The sequence below is a fragment of the Rhizobium leguminosarum genome, from assembly GCF_002953715.1.
In the GTDB taxonomy this organism is placed as follows: Bacteria; Pseudomonadota; Alphaproteobacteria; order Rhizobiales; family Rhizobiaceae; genus Rhizobium; species Rhizobium leguminosarum_V.
Map to the genome: position 1 here is coordinate 434,008 of NZ_CP025014.1, position 15,503 is coordinate 449,510.

The 15,503-nt window shown below is 59.1% G+C and carries 15 protein-coding genes; 10 read left to right on the plus strand and 5 right to left on the minus strand.

All coding sequences use genetic code 11. The features are described from left to right. Entirely contained in the window at positions 1 to 975 is a 975-nt protein-coding gene (locus CUJ84_RS31605; protein ID WP_199788862.1) for a LysR family transcriptional regulator, read from the minus strand. 39 nt (positions 976 to 1,014) lie between these two features. Between CUJ84_RS31605 and CUJ84_RS31610 the strand changes: the two genes are divergently transcribed. Further along, the gene (locus CUJ84_RS31610; RefSeq protein ID WP_105009531.1) at positions 1,015 to 2,388 is read left to right on the plus strand and encodes an MmgE/PrpD family protein; all 1,374 of its coding nucleotides are present in this window, start codon (positions 1,015 to 1,017) and stop codon (positions 2,386 to 2,388) included. 69 nt (positions 2,389 to 2,457) lie between these two features. On the opposite strand, the gene yghX is transcribed toward CUJ84_RS31610, so the two are convergent. After that, the gene (gene yghX, locus CUJ84_RS31615; RefSeq protein WP_105009532.1) at positions 2,458 to 3,345 is read right to left on the minus strand and encodes a YghX family hydrolase; all 888 of its coding nucleotides are present in this window, start codon (positions 3,343 to 3,345) and stop codon (positions 2,458 to 2,460) included. A 329-nt stretch (positions 3,346 to 3,674) separates the two neighbouring features. Here yghX and CUJ84_RS31620 point away from each other — a divergent pair, with 329 nt between their 5' ends. From CUJ84_RS31620 to CUJ84_RS31645, 6 genes are all read left to right on the plus strand, one after another. Then, a complete protein-coding gene (locus tag CUJ84_RS31620) occupies positions 3,675 to 4,832 on the plus strand; it encodes a Gfo/Idh/MocA family protein (RefSeq protein WP_024320074.1) in 1,158 nt (385 codons plus the stop codon). A gap of 13 nt (positions 4,833 to 4,845) precedes the next feature. Then, entirely contained in the window at positions 4,846 to 5,730 is an 885-nt protein-coding gene (locus CUJ84_RS31625) for a carbohydrate ABC transporter permease (RefSeq protein WP_018495148.1), read from the plus strand. Beyond that, entirely contained in the window at positions 5,727 to 6,584 is an 858-nt protein-coding gene (locus CUJ84_RS31630; RefSeq protein ID WP_018071212.1) for a carbohydrate ABC transporter permease, read from the plus strand. The genes CUJ84_RS31625 and CUJ84_RS31630 overlap by 4 nt, the downstream gene beginning before the upstream one ends. A 73-nt stretch (positions 6,585 to 6,657) precedes the next feature. Beyond that, on the plus strand, positions 6,658 to 7,863 hold the full coding sequence (locus CUJ84_RS31635; protein WP_027687532.1) for an ABC transporter substrate-binding protein: 1,206 nt from the start codon (positions 6,658 to 6,660) through the stop codon (positions 7,861 to 7,863). A gap of 194 nt (positions 7,864 to 8,057) precedes the next feature. Further along, on the plus strand, positions 8,058 to 9,191 hold the full coding sequence (locus CUJ84_RS31640; RefSeq protein ID WP_105009533.1) for an ABC transporter ATP-binding protein: 1,134 nt from the start codon (positions 8,058 to 8,060) through the stop codon (positions 9,189 to 9,191). A gap of 128 nt (positions 9,192 to 9,319) precedes the next feature. Continuing rightward, positions 9,320 to 10,168, plus strand: coding sequence for a hypothetical protein (locus tag CUJ84_RS31645; RefSeq protein WP_158686984.1), 849 nt, complete (start codon positions 9,320 to 9,322; stop codon positions 10,166 to 10,168). A gap of 34 nt (positions 10,169 to 10,202) precedes the next feature. Here the strand turns inward: CUJ84_RS31645 and CUJ84_RS31650 are convergent, their stop codons facing one another. Genes CUJ84_RS31650 through CUJ84_RS31660 form a run of 3 tightly spaced genes read right to left on the minus strand, consistent with a single transcriptional unit; the run spans position 10,203 to position 13,292 of the window. After that, positions 10,203 to 11,303, minus strand: a complete 1,101-nt coding sequence (locus CUJ84_RS31650; RefSeq protein ID WP_105009535.1) for a D-TA family PLP-dependent enzyme — start codon at positions 11,301 to 11,303, stop codon at positions 10,203 to 10,205. After that, entirely contained in the window at positions 11,304 to 12,779 is a 1,476-nt protein-coding gene (locus tag CUJ84_RS31655) for a M81 family metallopeptidase (RefSeq protein WP_105009536.1), read from the minus strand. It lies immediately after the preceding gene. A gap of 30 nt (positions 12,780 to 12,809) precedes the next feature. Then, positions 12,810 to 13,292: a hypothetical protein gene (locus CUJ84_RS31660; RefSeq protein WP_105009537.1), complete on the minus strand. Its 483-nt coding sequence runs from the start codon at positions 13,290 to 13,292 to the stop codon at positions 12,810 to 12,812. A 111-nt stretch (positions 13,293 to 13,403) separates the two neighbouring features. Between CUJ84_RS31660 and CUJ84_RS31665 the strand changes: the two genes are divergently transcribed. The 3 genes from CUJ84_RS31665 to CUJ84_RS31675 are packed head-to-tail and all read left to right on the plus strand — an operon-like array spanning position 13,404 to position 15,480. Next, positions 13,404 to 13,793 (plus strand): RidA family protein, encoded by a 390-nt coding sequence (locus tag CUJ84_RS31665; protein ID WP_018071220.1) that lies wholly within the window; start codon positions 13,404 to 13,406, stop codon positions 13,791 to 13,793. A gap of 22 nt (positions 13,794 to 13,815) precedes the next feature. Beyond that, a complete protein-coding gene (locus CUJ84_RS31670) occupies positions 13,816 to 14,679 on the plus strand; it encodes a MurR/RpiR family transcriptional regulator (RefSeq protein ID WP_105009538.1) in 864 nt (287 codons plus the stop codon). A gap of 24 nt (positions 14,680 to 14,703) precedes the next feature. Then, the gene (locus CUJ84_RS31675; protein WP_105009539.1) at positions 14,704 to 15,480 is read left to right on the plus strand and encodes an SDR family oxidoreductase; all 777 of its coding nucleotides are present in this window, start codon (positions 14,704 to 14,706) and stop codon (positions 15,478 to 15,480) included. Positions 15,481 to 15,503: the final 23 nt, after the last annotated feature.

A 15,503-nucleotide genomic window follows, 5' to 3' on the forward strand; every position in this document is an offset into this window, starting at 1 on the left:
TCATGCCCAGTCCGAAATGCTTTGAAGGAAAAGGCTGGCGGCCTTGGGCATCGGAAATTTCTCTCCGCTGATCAGCGCGTAGGCAACCGGCAGTTCCGGTTCGAGCGGAATGAACCGCAGCGGCAGCGTCGCATATTCGCGGGCGATGATCTCGCCGACCAGCGCAATGCCGAGCCCCTGGGCGGCCAGCGCGCAGGCACTCGCCACCGAATGTGCCTCGAGCAAGGGGCGTTGACGGATGCCGGCCTTGTAGAACAACGCCTCCAACTCGTGGCGAACCGGTCGCTCCCTGTTCAGCATGATCAGATCCTGCCCCTTCAGGTCGCCGACAGACAAGAGGCGGCTGCCGGCCTTGGGATGATCATTGTGCAGGGCGCAAATGATCCGCGACGACAGGATTTTCTCCTGTTTCAATCCCGGGCTCATCAGCGGCAGACGCGCGAAGCCGAGATCGGCCTCGCCATCGGCCATCATCCGTTCAATTGCCAGATAGCTGCCGGATGCGACCTCGACGCGCATCGGACCATTCGCGGCGAGAAAGTTCTTCACCAGCTTCGGAATGAGCGTCGAGGAAAGGCTGGCGGGAAAGGCGAGCCGCAGCATGATCTCGCGCGATCGGCCGCTCTCGAGCTCCATCGCCGCCGTTTTCAAGGCGCGCAGCCGGTCGGAAATGGCACGGATTTCCGGGCCGAGCTGCAGCCCCTCGCGGGTCGGTTGAAGCCGGTTCTTTTCCCGGTCGAAAAGCCGGACGCCGAGATAGTCTTCCAGTTGCTGCAACAAGCGGCTGGCATTCGATTGCGAAATCCCAAGCTCGACGGAAGCGGCGATCGTCGAGCCCGTCGCGGCGATGGCGTCATAGGCCTCGATATGCTTCAGGCTGATCGCCGCACTCGTGTCTCGCGCCATTCTATCTCCAATGTCGATAGCCCTACCCGTAAACCGCATAAGATTGCGGACCTGCGGAAAGTTGAACATTTTCCGCTGAGAACCAAACTCACGGAAAGACTTTCGTCAATGGCCACCATTCTCCGGAAGATCGCGGAACAGGTCCTGTCGCGAACGACGTTCTCAGACCTCGCGATGGATCGGGCAAGAGATGCTGCGGTGGACACCATCGGCTGCATGATTGCAGGCAGTGGCGATGAAAGCGTTGCCGCGCTTACCCGCGCCTTCGACGGGGAAATCGCCGGAGGCGGCGAAGCGCGGCTCGTCACCGGCGGCTCCGCCTCGCCCTCTTTCGCCGCACTCATCAACGCAACGGCGGCTCATGCGCTCGATTTCGATGACAATTTCCATCCGGCAAGGGCGCATGCTTCCGCGGTGCTGGTACCGGCGCTGCTGGCGGTTCTGACGAGCGGCAAGGTGACAAGCGGAAGACGGTTTCTCGAGTCCTACCTGGCCGGGCTGGAAGCGCAGGCGGCGGTCGGCTTCGGCGTCAATCCCTCTCACTACAACAGGGGCTGGCACGCAACGGCGACGGTCGGCAGCATCGGGGCCGCGGCTGGCGTGGCACGGCTTCTCGGCGCCGGCGAAGAGAGCCTGGTCGCGGCGATGAGCCTCGCGACCAGCTTCGCCTGCGGCCCGAAAGGGCAATTCGGCACGACCGCCAAACCGCTTCATGCCGGCATTGCCGCGCGCAATGCCGTGGATGCGGCGCGCATGGCGCTTGCGGGGATGAGCGGGCGGGCGGATATCCTCGAACGGCCGCAAGGCTTCCTCGATCTTTTCGGGGGCGATGATGCCAAGGGCTGGGAGGGCCTGACATTCGACGAGGAGCATATCGTCGAAAGCCGGGGTGTGGTGACCAAGCGCCATCCCTGCTGCGCCTCCACCCATCGCGCAATCGACGCGCTTCTGGATCTGAAGCAGGAGCATGGGCTTTTGGCGGGCGACATTGCCAGGATCGAGACGAAAGTCGGCATATCCGCTGCCCGCAACCTCGCTTATCCCGAGCCCACCGACGAGATGCAGGCCCGCTTCTCAATGCAATATTGCCTGGCGACAGCTTTCCTCAGGGGATCTCTTAGCCTTTCCGATTTTACACGGCAGGAGATTGGGCGGCCGGAAATCCGGGAATTCATGCCGCGCATCGAAATGCAGTCCTATTCGGCCGATGAGGAAAAGGGCGTGGAGCGCCTGCCGCATGTCGTCACGGTCACGATGCGCGACGGGCGCATTTTGAACAAATCCCGCTTGCATGCGAAGGGATCGCTCGAAGCGCCGATGAGCGCTCATGAACGTGAAGTCAAGTTCATCGACTGCTTGCGCTGGGGAAATCGGAATGTGTCCGGCGCCTCTTTCCTGCAGCTTCGCAGGCTTGCCGATTTGGAAAACCTGTCCGGCGACGATCCCTTCTGGAGCCTGATTGCAGACCGTCAGTCGCCTTGACACACCACGGGGCGGATAGGCGGCGGGGAATGGCTCCCCGCCCGCAGCATCGTTCAGGCCGCGGCCTGCTCAGGCGAGGTATTTCGTAAACCAGTCGACCGTTCGCTGCCAGGCGAGCTTGGCTGCCGCTTCGTCGTAGCGGGGTGTGGAATCATTGTGAAAGCCGTGATTGACGTCGGGATAGACATAGGCCTCGTAGGTTTTTTGAGACGATTTCAGCGCAGCTTCATAGGCCGGCCAGCCTTCGTTGATCCCCTTGTCCAGCCCGGCATAGTGGAGAAGCAACGGCGCCTTGATCTTCGGCACGTCGTCGGCGCGCGGCTGCCTGCCGTAAAAGGGCACGGCTGCGGCAAGCTCCGGATAGGCCACCGCCGCAGCGTTGGCAACGCCGCCGCCATAGCAGAAGCCGGTGATGCCGACCTTGCCGGTGGTGAGATCGCTGTGCATCAGAAATTCGACCGCCGCGAAGAAATCGTTCATCAGCTTTTCCGGGTCGACCTTCTGCTGGAGCTCCCGGCCCTTTTCGTCATTGCCGGGGTAACCTCCGACCGAGGTGAGGCCATCCGGCGCCAACGCGATGAAACCCGCCTTCGCCACGCGCCGCGCCACATCCTCGATATAGGGGTTCAGGCCCCTGTTCTCGTGAACGACCACCACGGCCGCGACTTTGCCGGTCGCGTTTTTGGGGCGGACGAGATAGCCGCGGACATCTCCATTTCCTTTGGGCGAAGGATAGGTGATGTACTCGGCCGATATATCGGGATCAGTGAACTCGACCTGGGTCGCCAGCGCATAATCAGGGCTCAGCGACGCAAGAATGGCGGCTGCCGTCACGCCGCCGACCGCGAATTTGCCGGCCCGGTCGAGAAACTCGCGCTTGGTAATTCTCCCGTGCGCGTAATAATCGTAGAGTTCGAGAAGTTCCTGAGGGAAATCCTTGGCTGTCATTCGGGTCATGATGGCTCCTCCTTGCCTCCGGTTGTCGCACCATCCTACACACGTAAACTCGCGGCTCTTTTCAACATTTCGCGAGTTCCGCGTGAGCTTGCCGACGCGATTGCTACCTGCGGCGACAGGCGCTGAATTCGCCGCCCCGGCTTCAAGAGATGCGCACTATTGCCATTGGCAATCGGCGTCCGGCCGGTCGCAGCCAGCAATCGACCGCCGGCTACCGATCTATGAAAATTAATTTCATACTCGCGCTTTGAGGCCCGTTTTCTATTGACGCCTCCCGATTTTTGTCCCAACTTAAAGAAAATAAATTACTAAATGGGAACTTGATCGGCATGAAAGTGGGAATCATCGGGCTAGGATTCCGGCTCGGCTATCTCGGCTACGTTTTCAAGGCAATCGATAGCAGCTTTGACATCGTAGGCTATGTGGATCCGGAACCTGCCGGACTTCCCGGATTGACGGAAAAGGGAATTTCGGTCGGCAAGGCCTATGGTTCGCCGGAGGAGCTCCTTGCCTCTGAAAAGCTCGATCTCCTGATGATCGGCTCCCCCAATCATCTGCATCTCGACCATATCAGGCTCGGACTTCAAGCCGGTCTCAAGGTCTTCTGCGAAAAGCCGATCGTCACCACGATCGCCGAAAGCATCGAGCTTGCCCATCTGATGGCAAAATTCGGCCACGAGCGGCTGATGGTCGGTCTCGTGCTGCGCTATTCTCCTCTTTATAAGGATCTCCGCGCCATCCAGGCCGAGGGCAAGCTTGGTCAGATCGTGTCGATTGAGGCCTCTGAACATATCGAGCCTTATCATGGTGCCTTCTTCATGCGCGACTGGCGCCGCTATGAGCGCTATTCCGGCAGCTTCATGCTGGAGAAATGCTGCCACGACCTCGATCTTTACAACGGTGTCGCCGGCGCACGGCCGGAACGCGTCGCAAGTTTCGGTGGCCGCAAGAGCTTCATTCCGGCAAACGACCCGGCGCGCGAGGGCATCAACGACCTCGAGCTTTTCCACCGCAAGCCGAGCGGATGGATGGGATCGGACAAGGTCTTCGACAGCGATGCCGATATCATCGACTATCAGGTCGCGATCGTCGAATATGCCAATGGCGTCGGCATGAACTTTCACACCAATCTGAATGTGCCCGATCAATTCCGCCGTTTTGCCATCATGGGTTCGCGCGGCATGGCCGAAGGCGATTTCGTTCGCGGCTATCTCGATGTGCACGAACAGCTGACCGGCAACAAGATTGTCGAAAACAAATATGCCGCCACCGAGCTCTCCCAGCACTACGGCGCCGATGAACAGATGGCGAGCGACCTGCTTGAAAGCGTGCGCACCGGGCTCGAACTTCCTGTTTCCACGCTGAATGCGCTCGAGGCCGGCATCCTCGCCTTGGCGATGGACGAAGCGAGGATGAAGAAGGCAGTCATCGATCTGCGTCCGATCTGGGACCGCTTCGACGAAGCCCTTCACGCAAGAGCGGCTTGAGGAGGGCGGCAAGATGAGTGTTCAAAGAAGCACCTTCATCTTCGCTTGCATCCTTCTTCTTCCGGCTGTGCTCTATGTTCTGGCGATCGTCGCCTATCCGCTGGTCGATACCTTCATTCTCTCCTTCACCGACGCGTCCCTCAGGAAGACCACCAATTGGGTTGGCTGGGCCAATTACGAGAAGATCTTCAACGAGCGGTTTGCAGAAGTCATCATCCGTACGTTCATCTGGACATTCTTCTCGGTCGCCCTGAAAATGGTGATCGGCACTTTCGGTGCGACCATGCTGAATGCCGCGGTCCCCGGCCGCTCGCTGTTCCGGCTTTTGACCATGCCGCCATGGATCGTGCCGATGGCGATCGGCATCTTCATGTGGGGCTGGATGTATAACGGCCAGTTCGGGATGATATCAGGCATGTTGCAGCGCTTCGGTCTCGTCGACGGCCCGGTCGCCTTCCTCGCCTATGGAAGCACCGCCTTCTGGGCAACGATCATCACCGATGTGTGGATCGGCGTGCCGCTGGTGACGATCTACTTCCTGGCCGCGATCCAATCCATTCCGAAGGATCTCTACGAGGCTGCCTGGACCGATGGCGCCGGCCGCTGGTACCGCTTCCGCCGCATCACGCTGCCGCTGATGGTTCCGGCGATCATCACCATGTCGATGCTTTCGCTGATCGCTACCTTCAACTCGTTCGACATCATCTGGATCCTGACGCAGGGCGGACCGAGCGGCGAGACGACGACGATGATCATCGATACCTATCAGACCGCGATCGGCTCGAAGAAATACGGTGAAGGTGCAGCGCGCGCCGTTTTGATCTGCATCTTCCTGTCACTCTTCTGCTTCGCTTATTTCCGCGTCACCCGTCGCCTCAATCCGGAGAAGCGCGCATGAGCAATGCAGCCATGATCGACCGTTACCGCTGGTGGGAAATCATCCTGATCTATTGCGGCATCGCGCTGTTTCTCTTCTTCGTGCTGTCGCCCTTCGTCGAAGGTTTCCTGGTTTCGCTGAAGCCGCTCAGCCAGCTCTTCTCCTCGCCCTACCGCTTCTGGCCGGAAAACGGCTCGTTTGAAGCCTACCGGACGATGTGGATCAGCGTGCCGGGCTTCGGGCGCTATATCTTCAACTCGTTCTTCATCTCGATCATCGTCACGCTGATCGTGCTCTGCCTCGTCATTCCGGCGGCCTATGCCTTTGCGAAGTTCGAATTCAAAGGCATGGGCATCCTGCTCGGCGCATTCCTGACGGTGAACATGTTTTCCGGCGCCGTGCTGTTGATCCCGCTTTTCCGGCTGATGCGCAGCATCGGCGTGCTCAACACCTATCTCGCCATGATCGTACCGGGCGTCGCCTTCCTGATTCCGTCGGCGATCTGGCTGCTGCGCACCTACATGATCCGTATTCCGCAGGAACTTAACGAAGCGGCCTACATGGATGGCGCCAGCCATTTCTATACGCTTCGCCGTGTCATCCTGCCCATTGCGATGCCGGGGATCATCGTCGTCGCCATTACCACCTTCATCGGCGCCTACGCCCAGCAATTCATCTTCGCGCTGACGTTCAACTCGAAGACCGAATACATGCCCTTGCCGGTGGGGCTCTTTGCTTACTTCGGCAAGCAGGAGGTCATCTGGAACGAACTGATGGCGGCTTCCTTCGTCGGTATCGCGCCGGCGATGGTCGTCATCTTCTTCCTTCAGCGCTACCTTGTCGGCGGACTGACCGCCGGTGCGGTGAAACAATAAGACCAAAAAACGAGTGAACAGCTAACACAAGAATGGGAGTCACGACGTGAGCATTACCATCAAGACAGGCCTTATGGCGCTCGCCTTGCTCGGTTCGACGGCATTGACGGCAGTCACTGCCCAGGCGGCCGACAAGGAAATCAGCTGGATCTATTGCGGCGACACGATCGACCCGGTCCACATCAAATACATCAAGCAGTGGGAAGAAAAGAACGCAGGCTGGAAGGTCGCCCCCGAAGTCGTCGGATGGGCGCAGTGCCAGGACAAGGCAACGACGCTCGCCGCCGCCGGTACGCCGGTGGCGATGGCCTATGTCGGTTCGCGCACGCTGAAGGAATTCGCGCAGAACGACCTCATCGTTCCGGTGCCGATGACGGACGACGAGAAGAAGACCTATTATCCGCACATCGTCGACACGGTCACCTTCGAGGGCTCACAGTGGGGCGTTCCGATCGCCTTCTCCACCAAGGCGCTCTACTGGAACAAGGATCTCTTCAAGCAGGCCGGCCTCGATCCTGAGACGCCGCCGAAGACCTGGGCTGAAGAAATCGAGATGGCAAAGACCATCAAGGAAAAGACCGGCATTCCGGGCTTCGGTCTCTCCGCCAAGACTTTCGACAATACGATGCACCAGTTCATGCATTGGGTTTACACCAATAATGGCGCGGTGATCGATGCCGACGGCAAGGTCACGCTCGACAGCCCTGAGATTCTTGCTGCACTGAAGGCTTACAAGGACATCGTTCCCTACGCCGAAGAAGGCCCGACGGCCTACGAGCAGAACGAAGTCCGCGCCATCTTCCTCGACGGCAAGGTCGCGATGATCCAGGCAGGCTCGGGTGCGGCCGACCGCCTGAAGAAAACGAAGATCAGCTGGGGCATCACGACACTGCCGCTCGGTCCCGACGCCAAGGGCCCCGGCACGCTGCTGATCACCGACAGCCTGGCGATCTTCAAGGGTTCGGGGGTCGAGGACAAGGCGACGGAATTCGCCAAGTTCATCACCTCGCCCGATGTGCAGTCCGAATACGAACTGCAGGGCGGAGCCGGCCTCACCCCGCTGCGTCCCTCCGCAAAGGTCGACGAGTTCGTCGCCAAGGATCCCTACTGGAAGCCCTTGATCGACGGCATCAGCTATGGTGGTCCGGAGCCGCTCTTCACCGACTATAAGGGCTTCCAGAACTCGATGATCGAGATGATCCAGTCCGTGGTGACGGGTAAGGCCGAGCCGGAAGCAGCACTCAAGAAGGCTGCCGGCGAAGTTGAGGCGTTCAAGTAAGCTTCTTTGGGATCGCGGGAGGCAACATCCGCGATCCCTCCCCTACAGCGCCGCGGGTCTTTTCGAGAGCCGCAAAGGACGCTGTAACACTTTGAATTGCTGCATAATTTTATCCATAAATCGAATCCGATTTATGGAATTATGCAGGGATAGTGATCGAATGTGCGACGAAGGCCGCTGGCGGAGACAGATTTTTGGGACAGCTCTTTCTCAACAAAGTTCAGAAGTTCTATGGCGATTACGAAGTTCTGAAGGGCGTGCAGCTCGACGTGAAGAACGGCGAATTCGTCGTCTTCGTCGGCCCGTCAGGCTGCGGCAAGTCCACCCTGCTGCGCATGATCGCCGGTCTCGACGCGACGAGCGCGGGCGACATCGTCATCGATGGTATCAGGGTCAATGACCTGCCGCCGGTCAAGCGCGGCATCGCCATGGTGTTCCAGTCCTACGCACTTTATCCGCACATGACGGTCTTCGAGAACATCGCCTTTCCGCTTCGGGTCGAAAAGATGGAGGAGGAAAAGCTCAAGGCCAAGGTGGAAAATGCTGCGCGCATCCTTCACCTCGAACAGCGGCTGCAACAGAAACCTGGCATGCTGTCCGGCGGCCAGCGCCAACGCGTCGCGATCGGCCGCGCCATTGTGCGCGAACCGAAGATATTCCTGTTCGACGAGCCGCTTTCCAACCTCGACGCAGCACTTCGCGCCGACATGCGCATCGAGCTTGCCAAGCTGCACAGGCAGTTGAAGGCGACGATGATTTATGTCACGCACGACCAGGTGGAGGCCATGACCATGGCCGACCGTATCGTCGTGCTGGATTCCGGCGATATCTCCCAGACGGGGGCGCCGCTGGAGCTTTATCACAAGCCCAGAAATCAGTTTGTCGCCGGCTTCATTGGCAATCCGAAAATGAATTTTCTGCCCGTAACCTGCAAGGGTGTCAGCGCCAATGGCGTTGAGGTGGATTATCAAGGCCAGACAGCCGTTCTGCCCGTGACGCCGCGCGACGGCATTGTCGGCAAGGCTTTGACGCTCGGCATCCGGCCGGAGCATATCCAGCTTAACGGCGGCGATATCGTCTTTACCGTGACGCCGACGGTCATCGAGCGCCTCGGGGCAAATACGGTCGCTTACGCCTCGCTCAATGGAGAGTCCGAGAATTTCTGCGCGATGCTGCCGGGCAGCGTCGGCATCCGTGCGGACGCGCCTGTCGCAGCCGGCATCAATGCCGCAGATTGCCACCTCTTCGACGAGGCGGGCATAGCCTTTGAGCGGCGGGTGGAACTGACCGAAATCGATATGAACGTGATCAATCCGACGGCGGCCTAACACGTCAGACTTCTATATCAGCAACGCTTTTGAGAACGTGGGGGCGCCGTATTTTCGGATTGGCGATCAGCCCCACCCTGATCAGTTCCTTCGCAGTCGTTTCGCCTATGGCTCTCGCAATACGTAAAATGACGCTCGACGCAGGTCGGGTTCACGATCGTAATCTTGACAACGACGGTTATACTAAGCTTCGTTCCGTTTGGTGGAAATACAACGGGAGATCGACCTGCACCCCATGCCTTGGATCAGACGGAATAATGCCTGCGCGCTGTATATTTCTTATTGCCGCCTGGTTCGTTGCGCCGGCCTTGGCGTTTGCTGATATGAATCTAACCAAGCCATCTGGCTGGATTGAGTACAAAGAAGAGATAGCTCAACTGAGCTCTCGCTTAAAGCCTTCAATGGCTCCTATTGGTGGGCGTTTCATTTGTTCACGCGACGAAGACGAAGACCGAATGGTTGCGCTGCTCACAAAGGAGGGATTAGCTGTATCCGACAGCGGACAATGCGAGATTGTCGCATACAAATCAGTCACAACTGATCAACCGGCTGTGCGCGAAGCAATTGCGTATATGCGCGAACTGGGAGACCAGCTAGGCTATCGTCTCGTTTCAGTTGAATCCGGTGACTTCGAAAGTGGGAACGCCACCATTCTCGCCAGCGAGGACGAAAATATACCGTGGTGGCAAACAAGTGATAATTTTGAGCCGATCGATCAGTTTGTGCGAAGCACGATGTCACGAGCAGATCTCGATGCTGAATCCGTTGAGGCCATTAGGCTTTATCTGGATAATCGAGAATATGAAATGGCTTTCGAGGGTCTGTTTTTAGAGCTTATCAAGTCTCGAAAAACGATCAAATTAAACGCCAGTGAATGCATCGGCATGGCACGGCAGCTAAAACTCGATAAAGAAACTGTATTTGACCACCAGTTCTGGTCAAAGTTTGAAACATACCTTCACGATATGGCCAGGTGACGAGATCTAAGCCCCGCCGATCGGCGTTATTCCCTTACCAGACGAGACCGCGGGCCGCGACATCCTCGACGCGGGTGACGATGCCGCCCCGATGGAAGACCATCGTGTCGAACAGGTTGGAGACCACGCAGGTGTGGTTCGGGATGATGAAGAGCCTCTCGCCGATCTGCGGCCGCGGGCCGGTGCAATTCGACAGGTCGATCACGCCGTGTTCTTCCGAGAGGCTGCTGATCCGCGCCTCGGGATAACCGACGATCAGTCCGTAATCGCTGAAGCCCTGAAGATCCGATGTCAGAGCCTTCGACCCGGCATCGATGACGGCGCGGTCGGCGTTTGGCCGCGACACGACGGTTGCCAGCACATGCATCGCGCAATCGTCCTCGGTGCAATGGCCCATGCGCACCATCTGGCGATCGTTGTAGATATAGGTGCCGGCGCGGTGTTCCGTGGCCGAGGTGACGAGATGCGCTTCGAAGAGGCTGGGCGTTCCGCCGTTGCTGACGATTGGGCAAGTTATGCCTTCCGATGTCAGCTGCTCGAGCGCCTCTGTGATGAAGGCTTCGACGGCGGCGGCCGATTGCGGCTTCGGATAGGTCACGATGCCGCCGAAGGTGAGGCCGTCGGCAGCGGTGATGCGCTTGGCGAGGGAGGCCGCCTCGCCTGGTGTCTGCACGCCGCAGCGGCTGCCGCCCGTATCGCATTCGACCAGTACGTTCAGCGGCTTGTGGCCGGAGAAATGTGCCGCGAGCCCGTCGACCGTCACTTCGCTGTCGGCGACGACCTTGAGGGCCGAAATTCTCTCGTTCAACTTGGCCAGGCGCTCGAGCTTCTGCGGTCCCAGGATGTTGAAGGTGATGAGGATGTCCTCGAAGCCGGCTTCGGCAAAGACTTCGGCTTCCGTCACCTTCTGGCAATTGATGCCCTTGGCACCGGCGGCAACCTGCGCGACGGCCAGTGCCGGGATCTTGTGCGTCTTGATATGCGGGCGGAAGTTCAGCCCTTGCTGATCCATATAGGATTGAACGCGGCTTATGTTTGCCGCCAGCCGGTCTTCGTCGATCACAGGACGCGGCGTCGAGAGATCGGCGATCCTGTCGCCTGCCTTGGCGATGACGGCAAACCGATTGTCATGCATCTAGGCGGCTCCGCGTTCTAGTCCGTGTGGATCGGCGACGATCGGCCATATGGTCTTCGGTGCCCGTTGGTACGGTGTCGTCGCCGGATTATTGGGATAAGGCGTTCCGGCGGAGCAGTAAAGGATCTCCGCCGCGATCTTCGAGAAGGACGCGAAGAAGTGGTTGGTGGATTTGATCACCAGGATCTTCTGCCTGGCGGGATCGATGCCCATCGCCGAAAAAAGGCTCGGATCGAAGCTTTGAGCGCGCGTCGAATTGAGGATGATGTCGATGCCGTTGAGGACGATATGTGCGGCATCGCCGAAAGGTGCGAGGCTTTCGCCGAACTGCATCTCGGCATTCTTCACCAGCTTGACGACCTTGACGGTGCCGTCGACAGGATTGCCGGTGCCGGGCGCCGACTTTGCGCCGAAGCGCAGTGGAATTTCCGCCCCCTCGCCTGCCGCAAAACAAATCTGGACGGCCACCGGATCCCAGATGGTGCCAATCGCAGCACTCCTGACGCCGCGGGCCATGAGCTCCCCGAGGATGACAGTCGCATCCCCTGCGGTGCCGCCACCCGGATTGTCCCAGACGTCGGCAATGACAACAGGCCATGCGGTGGCAGTCATCGCGCGCGAGACGGCTTCCTTCTCGTCGATCTGCGGGACCATGAAGGTGCCACGCTTCGAAAATAGCTCGAGGCCGAGCTCGCGCGCCAAAGCCGCGCCCTTTTCCGGCTTGTTATCAGTCACCACCAGCAGCTTCGTCCCCATTTCGGGAACGTCGCCCACCATGAAGCCGTGGATCACCGAGATCGACAGGATGTCCGGATCATCCGTCTCGATCTGCATGATCTTGTCGACGAAGGAACGCATGGGCTCGCGCGATGTCGGGAAGACGTCGATCATCTTGCAGTCGAACACCGACATAACAGGCTTGATCCGGCCTTCGAGCGTTTCGACGGTAATGCGCCAGAGATCCTCGGCGCGGTCGACGAAGTCCGTATGCGGAAACTCCTTGAAATAGACGGCGAAATTAAGCGCAACGACGCGTTTTGCTGTGAGATGGCTGTGCGGATCGAGTTCGGCGCAGATGAGGACATCAGGCCCGACGATCTCGCGGATGCGCGAGAGAAGATCGCCTTCCGTATCTTCGTATCCGGCGGCCACCATGGCGCCATGCAGGCCCATGACAACGGCGTCGACAGGCATTGCCGCGCGGAGTTGACCGAGGATTTCGTCACGCAATTCCTCGTAGGTCGCCCGGTTGACGAGGCCTGCGGGGTCGGCCCAGGTGGCGGTTCCCTCGATCAGTTGCCAGCCCTTTTCAGCCGTGACGCGCCTTCCGACGGTGATCGGCGCGGTGCAGAGCGTTGGCGTTTCGGGATGTTGGCCGGGCGGGGCATAAAGAGAGGCTTCGAATGCGCGACGATCCACGCAGATCGGGGAAAAAGTGTTGGTCTCGGTCGCTAGTGCTGCCGTGAAAATGCGCAAGAAAGTCGCCTTCGTGTTGTCGGCCCCGCGTCAACCCATCGGGTTCGGCAGATAGCCGGTGAAACCTGAGATCTTCCAGCGTCCTTGGTGAAGCCTGCAATAATAGAGCGTCTGCCATTGCATGACGTCTCTGCTGCCGTCAGGCTTGGAAATGCCGCCGTCGAATTTCTTGCGGACAAGCGCCATATCGCCTTCGATTTCGATGTCTTCCAGCGTCGTCGTGGTGAAGATCGCCATACGCGTATCTTCTGCGAAACTCTGTTTGGCGAAATCCTCCGCCTGCCTCAGCCATTCCTGGCGATAGGCCGACAGCGTCGGAAATGCGAGGCGCCACTTGTCGGGGCTGACTTCCTTTCGGCCGTCAATGCCGATGAAGCCCTCTTCCACGAAGTCATGTTCGACCATCGACCAATCGGCGGCGAGAAAGGCATCGATATCGCGCGGAACGAGCATCTCCCAGATAGCGTGCCGGGCGCTGTCGGACGGGAAAGGATTCTTGAAAGGATCGCGCATATCTGCCCCAGATTGAAATTCTTTTCATAAATCGTGTTTTTCACTGGTCAAATTCTGCTTTCTATGGTCACTTGTCAACTTATCAAGAAAATAATTTGCAAGGACTTCAGCATGCCCATCAAGCGCTATGGCACTGTTCAAACGGGCGCCGGCGGCAAGGCACTGCCTTTCGCACGGGCGGTCGAAGCCGATGGATGGCTGTATGTTTCCGGCCAGGTTGCGATGGAAGATGGCGAAATCATCGACGGCAACATCATTGCTCAGACCCACAAGACGATTGCCAATGTTCTGGCGATCCTCGATGAAGCCGGATACGGCGTCGAGGACGTCGTGCGCGTCGGCGTCTGGCTCGATGATCCGCGCGACTTCTGGACCTTCAATAAAATCTATCAGGAGTATTTCGGCGAACATCCGCCGGCACGCGCCTGTGTGCAATCGTCGATGATGGTTGATTGCAAGGTTGAGATCGACTGCGTGGCCTATAAGAAGAAGGATAAATAGAGAACCATTGGGGGGGACGGGCTTGGATATCTTTTCAACGCTGCAGGAAGACAAGAGCAGGCTCTCTCCCTCCGAGAACCGCATCGCGGAGATCATTGTCAACGATTTCGAGTTTGCCGTGAATGCCTCGATCATCGAGCTTGCGGAACGAGCCGAGGTATCGCCGCCGACCGTCACCCGCTTTTGCCGGCGGCTCGGTTGCGAGAGCTTTTCCGACTTTAAGGTGCAACTCGCCCGCACCGCCCATATCGGCGTTCGCTATCTGAAACCGGAATCGAAAAGCACCGATCCGGCCGATGTCGCCCAGGATATCATCACCAAGGCCCAAAATGCGCTCTTTCTCCTGCACCGGTCGCTCGATCTTGTCGCGATCGAAGCCGCCGTTTCGCATATCGCCAAGGCCGACATGATCTATGCGTTCGGCTCGGGCGGCAATTCGTCGATGATCGCCGACGAGCTCCAAAACCGCCTCTTCCGTCTCGGGCTTCGCATCACGGCAAGTTCCGACCACAGCATGCAGCTGATGATGGCTGCCGCGGCACGACCGGGTGATGTGTTGATCGGTTCGTCCTTCTCCGGGCGCAATATGGAGTTGGTGCGGGCCTTCGAGCTTGCCCGCCAGACCAAGGTGAAGACGATCGCGCTCACCCAGACGGCCAGCCCGGTTGCCAAGGCTGCCGAAATTGTCGTGCCGATCGACCTTCCCGAAGGCAACAATATCTATCGCCCGACCTCCACGCGCATCGCCTACATCGCGACGGTCGATATCCTGTCGAGCCTGGTTGCCTACGCCGTTCAGCCAAAGGCGACGACCACGCTTCGGCGCATCAAGCAGCAGCTGGTCATTCACCGCGACGGCGACGACCGGCAATTGCTTGGAGATTGAGGTCATGAACGGGAGCGACAGAAAATGACGCAGTCGATAGCCATCGTTACGGGCGCTGCCGGTGATATCGGCGCGGCGATCGCCGCACGGCTCGCCGATGACCACGACGTCGTGTTGCTCGCCGACATCGATGCCGCGGCTGCGGCTGCCGTGGCGTCGAAGCTCGGGCCGGACAATCGCTTCGTCGCCGTCGGATGCGATGTGACCAGCGAGACGAGCATTGCCGAACTGGCAAGACGCGCTGCGGAGGCCGGTGTGGTTCGAACCCTGGTCAACAATGCCGGTGCAGCCCGCGCCACCAGCCTGCACGAGACAACGCCCGAGATCTGGCGGGCGGACAATGCGCTCAATCTGGAAGCTGCATTCTTATGTTTTCGTGCATTCGAGCCCATGTTGAACGCCTCGAAGGGTTCCGTCGTCAACATTGCCTCGGTCAACGGCATGCATGTCTTCGGGCACCCGGCCTATAGCGTCGCCAAGGCAGGCCTTCTGCATTTCACCCGGCTGGTCGCCGTCGAATACGGCAAGTTCGGCATCCGCTCCAACGCCGTCGCACCCGGCACGGTGAAGACGCAGGCCTGGGAAGCACGCGCGGCAGCCAATCCGAATGTTTTCGAGGAAGCACGCCGCTGGTATCCGCTGCAGCGCGTTGTTGATCCGAAAGATGTTGCCAATGCCGTGGCCTTCCTTGCCGGTCCCCTGGCCGCAGCCATCACCGGCGTCTGCCTGCCTGTCGATTGCGGCCTCACGGCCGGCCAGGCCGAGCTCGCGCGAACCTTCTCGCAATCGGAACATTACTGAAATCCAGAGCGGTTCAAGTTTTC

Bases quoted from the DNA above. Each gene is read 5' to 3' on its own strand.
- CUJ84_RS31605 (WP_199788862.1), bottom strand. From the start codon at position 975: ATGTTCAACTTTCCGCAGGTCCGCAATCTTATGCGGTTTACGGGTAGG.
- CUJ84_RS31610 (WP_105009531.1), top strand. From the start codon at position 1,015: ATGGCCACCATTCTCCGGAAGATCGCGGAACAGGTCCTGTCGCGAACG.
- yghX (WP_105009532.1), bottom strand. From the start codon at position 3,345: ATGACCCGAATGACAGCCAAGGATTTCCCTCAGGAACTTCTCGAACTC.
- CUJ84_RS31620 (WP_024320074.1), top strand. From the start codon at position 3,675: ATGAAAGTGGGAATCATCGGGCTAGGATTCCGGCTCGGCTATCTCGGC.
- CUJ84_RS31625 (WP_018495148.1), top strand. From the start codon at position 4,846: ATGAGTGTTCAAAGAAGCACCTTCATCTTCGCTTGCATCCTTCTTCTT.
- CUJ84_RS31630 (WP_018071212.1), top strand. From the start codon at position 5,727: ATGAGCAATGCAGCCATGATCGACCGTTACCGCTGGTGGGAAATCATC.
- CUJ84_RS31635 (WP_027687532.1), top strand. From the start codon at position 6,658: ATGGCGCTCGCCTTGCTCGGTTCGACGGCATTGACGGCAGTCACTGCC.
- CUJ84_RS31645 (WP_158686984.1), top strand. From the start codon at position 9,320: ATGACGCTCGACGCAGGTCGGGTTCACGATCGTAATCTTGACAACGAC.
- CUJ84_RS31650 (WP_105009535.1), bottom strand. From the start codon at position 11,303: ATGCATGACAATCGGTTTGCCGTCATCGCCAAGGCAGGCGACAGGATC.
- CUJ84_RS31660 (WP_105009537.1), bottom strand. From the start codon at position 13,292: ATGCGCGATCCTTTCAAGAATCCTTTCCCGTCCGACAGCGCCCGGCAC.
- CUJ84_RS31665 (WP_018071220.1), top strand. From the start codon at position 13,404: ATGCCCATCAAGCGCTATGGCACTGTTCAAACGGGCGCCGGCGGCAAG.
- CUJ84_RS31675 (WP_105009539.1), top strand. From the start codon at position 14,704: ATGACGCAGTCGATAGCCATCGTTACGGGCGCTGCCGGTGATATCGGC.